The organism is Desulfuromonas sp., assembly GCA_002869615.1.
In the GTDB taxonomy this organism is placed as follows: domain Bacteria; phylum Desulfobacterota; class Desulfuromonadia; order Desulfuromonadales; family UBA2294; genus BM707.
Genome location: PKUH01000090.1, coordinates 1 through 4,903, shown reverse-complemented (window position 1 = coordinate 4,903; position 4,903 = coordinate 1). Strand labels below are relative to the sequence as shown.

The 4,903-nt window shown below is 55.9% G+C and carries 2 protein-coding genes and 1 pseudogene; all 3 read left to right on the top strand.

What is annotated here, in order from left to right; translation table 11 throughout:
* Positions 1-447 precede the first annotated feature (447 nt).
* A complete protein-coding gene (locus tag C0623_08645; GenBank protein ID PLX99698.1) occupies positions 448-1,554 on the top strand; it encodes a glutamate synthase in 1,107 nt (368 codons plus the stop codon).
* Positions 1,542-3,185: pseudogene (locus C0623_08640) on the top strand (glutamate synthase). The gene C0623_08645 and the pseudogene C0623_08640 overlap by 13 nt, the downstream one beginning before the upstream one ends.
* 12 nt (positions 3,186-3,197) lie before the next feature.
* Positions 3,198-4,903: 4Fe-4S ferredoxin (locus C0623_08635; GenBank protein PLX99697.1), on the top strand; the 1,706-nt coding region annotated here is incomplete at its 3' end.

Below are 4,903 nucleotides of genomic sequence, written 5' to 3'. Positions count from 1 at the left end.
TCTGGTGTTCGACGTTGCGCATCTTGCCCCGGTTGCCGGCCTTGCAGATTTTGTCATGTTCACCCTTGTTCATATCATGCTCCTTTCGACGCAGGGTCGATTTCGTGCTTTAATAATAATGCTTTTTCATGGCACCGATGGGGGCAAGAGCATTAGTTTCTCCTTGGCTTCCCTGCGAACTGTGTGTTTTATGTACTCATATTGTGCAAATTATTGCAAGGGGGCAGGTTTTTTATCCATTGCAACAGCTTTGACTCTGCCAGGCATCGTTTGGCTTTTTATGAATAAACCTTTTGATTCTGGTATCTTATGAATCTTATTCCGGTATTTGATTGATCTGATCAGGACCCAGTCGTGCTGGCATATTCCTTGCTCAATATTGCTGGCTGGTCGATGGATTGACCGTTCTGTGTTTAAGAATAACCGATTCAACGGAGGAAAAATAATATGTGCCGCATAGGAGCGATCAAGAGCTTGAACTATGTGCACCCGAGCCAGGCCCTGCGATTAATGCAGTCACAGCAGAAGGGGCACGACAACTCGGGATTTGCCATGGTCATGCACGACCTTGGCGGGATCTTCGAAAGCTATAAGCATCTTCCGACTCTTTCGATGGCCTGCACTGACGAAGGTCTGAAAATTGCCGAAGATATCCTGCATGATGCCGGGTTTCAACGCGTGATGCAGTGGGTTCCGGAAACAAGTGATCTGCCGGGTCTCGATATCAACGCCATGCCGAACTATGTTTTCGAAACATTCGACTATCCCAAGAGTTTTCGCCACGGCGACCAGAAGGAAAAGGAAGAGCTTCTGGTTGATATGCGCCTGCAAATGCGCGAAGCGCTTGAAGATGATGAGCTCGGCTTCGTTTACTCGTTCTGGCCCGACGTGATTACCCTTAAGGAGATTGGCGATCCGCGTGATATCGGGACCTACTTCAATCTCTGGGAACCGGACGAAAAGTTTACGGCCAAGGTTATCACTGCCCAGTGCCGCCAGAACACCAACTACGACATCGTCCGCTACGCGGCGCATCCGTTTTTCCTTCAGGGCTATACGGCTTTGGCCAATGGCGAGAATACCTTCTACCTGAAGAATGTTGAATTCCAGCGCAAACTGCACCGGGGCTACATCGGCTTCGAGTCGGATTCGCAGTGTTTCCTCTATTCGCTGCACTATGTCCACCGGGAGCTCGGCTGGCCGCTTTCCTATTTCAAGCATGTCATCACGCCTTTGCCGTTCGAGGACATCGAACATCGTGAGGACAAGGAGCAGCTTCTGGCGATCCGTCAGTCGCTGGCGCATCTTGAGATCAACGGTCCGAACACCATCATCGGTGTGTTGCCGGACAATACGATGTTTACCTGCTGTGATGCCAAGAAACTGCGTCCGGTCGTCATCGGTCGCACCGATGAGACAGTGGTTATTTCATCCGAGGTATGTGGCATTAATGAAGTCCTGCCCGATAGACAGTGGGACGCCGACATCTATCCGCACGAGCGGGAGGTTGTCGCAATCGATAATAATCTGGAGGTGCAGCGATGGAGACAATGAGAGTCCAGAACGTGACGCCGAATGATCTCCCGTGGAAGGTCAAGTATGATGCCAGTCGCTGCACGATGTGTGGTTCCTGCGTTTCCGCCTGCTCCTTCCGCGCCATTGAGGCGAAGGTTGAGCGGCGACGCATGGTTTTCTCGGAATCGGAATTTCCAGAGCCGAAACAGCGCTTCTCGGCCGTCCCTGTTATCCGCCAGGTCAAGAACATTAAGAACTATTGTCGCGGATGCGGCATTTGCGAGAAGGTCTGCCCGAACGACGCGATTGCCCCGTTGCGCAATCCCGACACCCGCCATCCGATCGTCACCCGCTGTCTCGGCGGCGATTCGATCAAGCGGGGCGGCCGGAAAAATCTCGAATCAACCTCCCGGACTCTCGACAAGATCCGTGTCGGCCGTATTTCACAGATGACCGACCCGAGTCTGGATGCGCAGCGTCACACCTTTGACCTGCTGGCTCCGTTCGGTCGGATCATGCCGCCCAAGAAGTTGCCTCTCGGCGTCGGCCCTGAAGGGTTGCTCGACACGAAAGAGAAGATGCCGCCTGTGCGCTGGATCTACCCGGTGATTATCGGTGATATGTCGATCGGTGCGCTCTCCTGGCGTATGTGGGAAGCAGTCGCCATGGCGACTGCCTACCTCAACTAGGAGTGTGGTTTGCCGGTCCGGATGTGTTCCGGTGAAGGGGGTGTGCCGGTCCGGTTGCTCAAGAGCCGTTATCTCAAATACATGATTCTGCAGATTGCCTCGGGACACTTCGGCTGGAACCGGATCGCCAAGGCGATGCCGCACATGCTTGAAGATCCGGCCGGAGTTCTGATCAAGATCGGTCAGGGCGCCAAGCCGGGCGATGGCGGCCTGCTCCAGGCCGGCAAGGTTGCCGAACATATCCAGGCGATCCGCGGCGTGCCGAAAGCCGATCTCCTCTCGCCGCCGAACCACCAGGGGCTCTATTCGATCGAGGAGAGCGTGCAGAAGATGTTTCTCTCCTTCAACGCGGCCTTCAAGTTCCGGGTCCCGGTTGCGATCAAGGTTGCCGCTTCGGCGACTTCGGTCTCGGTCTTCAACAACCTGGTCCGTGATCCGTACAATATTGTCGGAGGATTCTTCCTCGATGGTATCGACGGCGGAACCGGCGCCGCGCACGAGGTTTCACTCGATCACACCGGACACCCGATTGTCTCGAAACTGCGGGATTGCTATCTTGCCGCTGTCGCCCAGGGGCGTCAGGGCCAGATTCCCCTCTGGGCTGCCGGTGGTCTCGGCAAAACCGGTGATCTTGCCGCCGATGCTTTCAAGATGATCGCTCTCGGTGCCAACGGCGTATTCAGTGGCAAGCTGATTCTGCAGATGGCCGGTTGTGTCGGCAATGATATGGGCCGCTGCAATGCCTGTAACACCGGGCTTTGCCCGGTCGGGATCACCACCCAGGAAGGTCCGCTGGTACATCGTCTCGATCCGGAGAAGGTCGCCCAGAACATTGTCAACTACTTCCTGGCGATGGATACCGAATTCCGGAAATTGCTGGCGCCGATCGGCAACAGTTCGCTTCCGGTCGGTCGTTCCGACGCGCTGGTATCCACCGATCATGCTGTCGCCGACAAGCTTCAGCTTCAGTACGTTTGTTAAGGAGAATCCGATATGTCTGCCAAAATTGTCGGTTTTGATGAGAAAAATCGGCGGATTTCGACCCAGCAGCTGCTGCAGCAGGTTTATAGCGCGCTGGATCAGGGCGAAACCGAATTTGAAATTACTTCATCTGGTCATCACGATATAGGCGGCCCACTCTGGACCGAAGATGGAGCCCCGCTCAAGTTCCGGGTCAAGAATCCGGGCCAACGGGTCGGCTCGTTCGGTCTTGACGGTACCGAGATTATTGTAGAAGGCTCGGCCCCGGCCGATGCCGGCTGGCTCAACGCCGGCGCCGAGCTGACCATTCTCGGCGACGGTGGCGATACCACGGCGCATTGCGCCGCCAGTGGCAATATCTATGTCGCCGGTCGCGTCGGAACCCGTTCCGGGTCGCTGATGAAACACGATCCGGCCTACGATGCACCGCAATTCTGGGTGCTGAAGAACACCGGCTCCTTCTCCTTTGAATTCATGGGAGGCGGTATCGCCGTGGTCTGCGGTTATGGTCGCGAAGATCTCGATTCGGTTCTCGGTGACCGCGCCTGCGCCGGCATGGTCGGTGGAACGATTTATGTTCGTGGTCCGGTCAAGGGATTGTCGGATGATGTCTGGCTGCTCGATCTCGACAAGGGCGATCAGAAGTTCCTCAAGGAAAACATGCCAGGCTTCCTTGAAAAGATCGACAAAAAGAAACTGCTCAAGGAGCTGACCGACTTTTCGAAGTGGAAGAAGATTGTCGCCAAGTCTTACGAGGAGCGGAACGTCGTCGCCTCGCGCCCGACCATGCACGAGTTCCGTCTGCAAAAGTGGGTCGAGGATGGCGGCATCTTTGCCGACGTTGTCAAGGACGACTACACCCACGTCGCCGGACTGGTCAATGCCGGTGACGATCGCCTCAAGGTGCCGCACTGGCAGGACAAGAAGTACGGCGCCCCGTGTCAGGTCTCCTGCCCGAGTGCGATCCCGACCCAGGACCGGATTAATCTGCTGCGGGCCGGCAAGGTCAAGGAGTCAATGGAATATGTGCTCAACTATTCACCGTTCCCGGCGTCGGTCTGCGGCGAAGTCTGTCCTAACCTCTGCATGGACGCCTGCACCCGTCAATTTATCGACAAGCCGGTCGGCATGAAGGAACTGGGGCGGATGTCGCTCGAAGCGAAGTCGCCCGAACCGAAGGCTGACAGCGGCAAGCACGTTGCCGTCATCGGCGGTGGCCCCGGTGGTCTTTCGGCGGCCTGGCAGCTCCGGCTGGCCGGTCATGCTGTGACCATTTTCGAGGGAGATGAAGAGGTTGGCGGTAAACTGCGCCAGGTTATTCCGACCGATAGTCTGCCGGAGAATTCCCTGAATTCTGAAATTGAACGGATCAAGGCGCTCGGCATTAATATTGAAGTTAATTCCCCGGTCGATGAAGAGCTGTTCAAAAAAATCCGCGGAGATCACGATTCGGTTGTGATCGCCAGCGGCGCTCACAACCCGGTGGTTATCCCGTTCCCGGGTCATGAACGACTGGTCAAGGGGCTCGACTTTCTCAAGGAAGTTAATCGTGGCAACAGGCCGAAGGTCGGTGAAAAGGTGGTTGTTATCGGCGCCGGCAACGCCGGTATGGACGTCTGCCTCGGTGCCTATGCCATGGGCGCCAGGAAAGTCACTGCCATCGATATCCAGCGTCCGGCGGCGTTTCCGGTAGAAATTCAACATTTTAAAAAGCTCGG

What these genes read in the sequence shown, in the direction of transcription:
- C0623_08645 (PLX99698.1), top strand. Translation starts at nt 448, where the DNA reads ATGTGCCGCATAGGAGCGATCAAGAGCTTGAACTATGTGCACCCGAGC.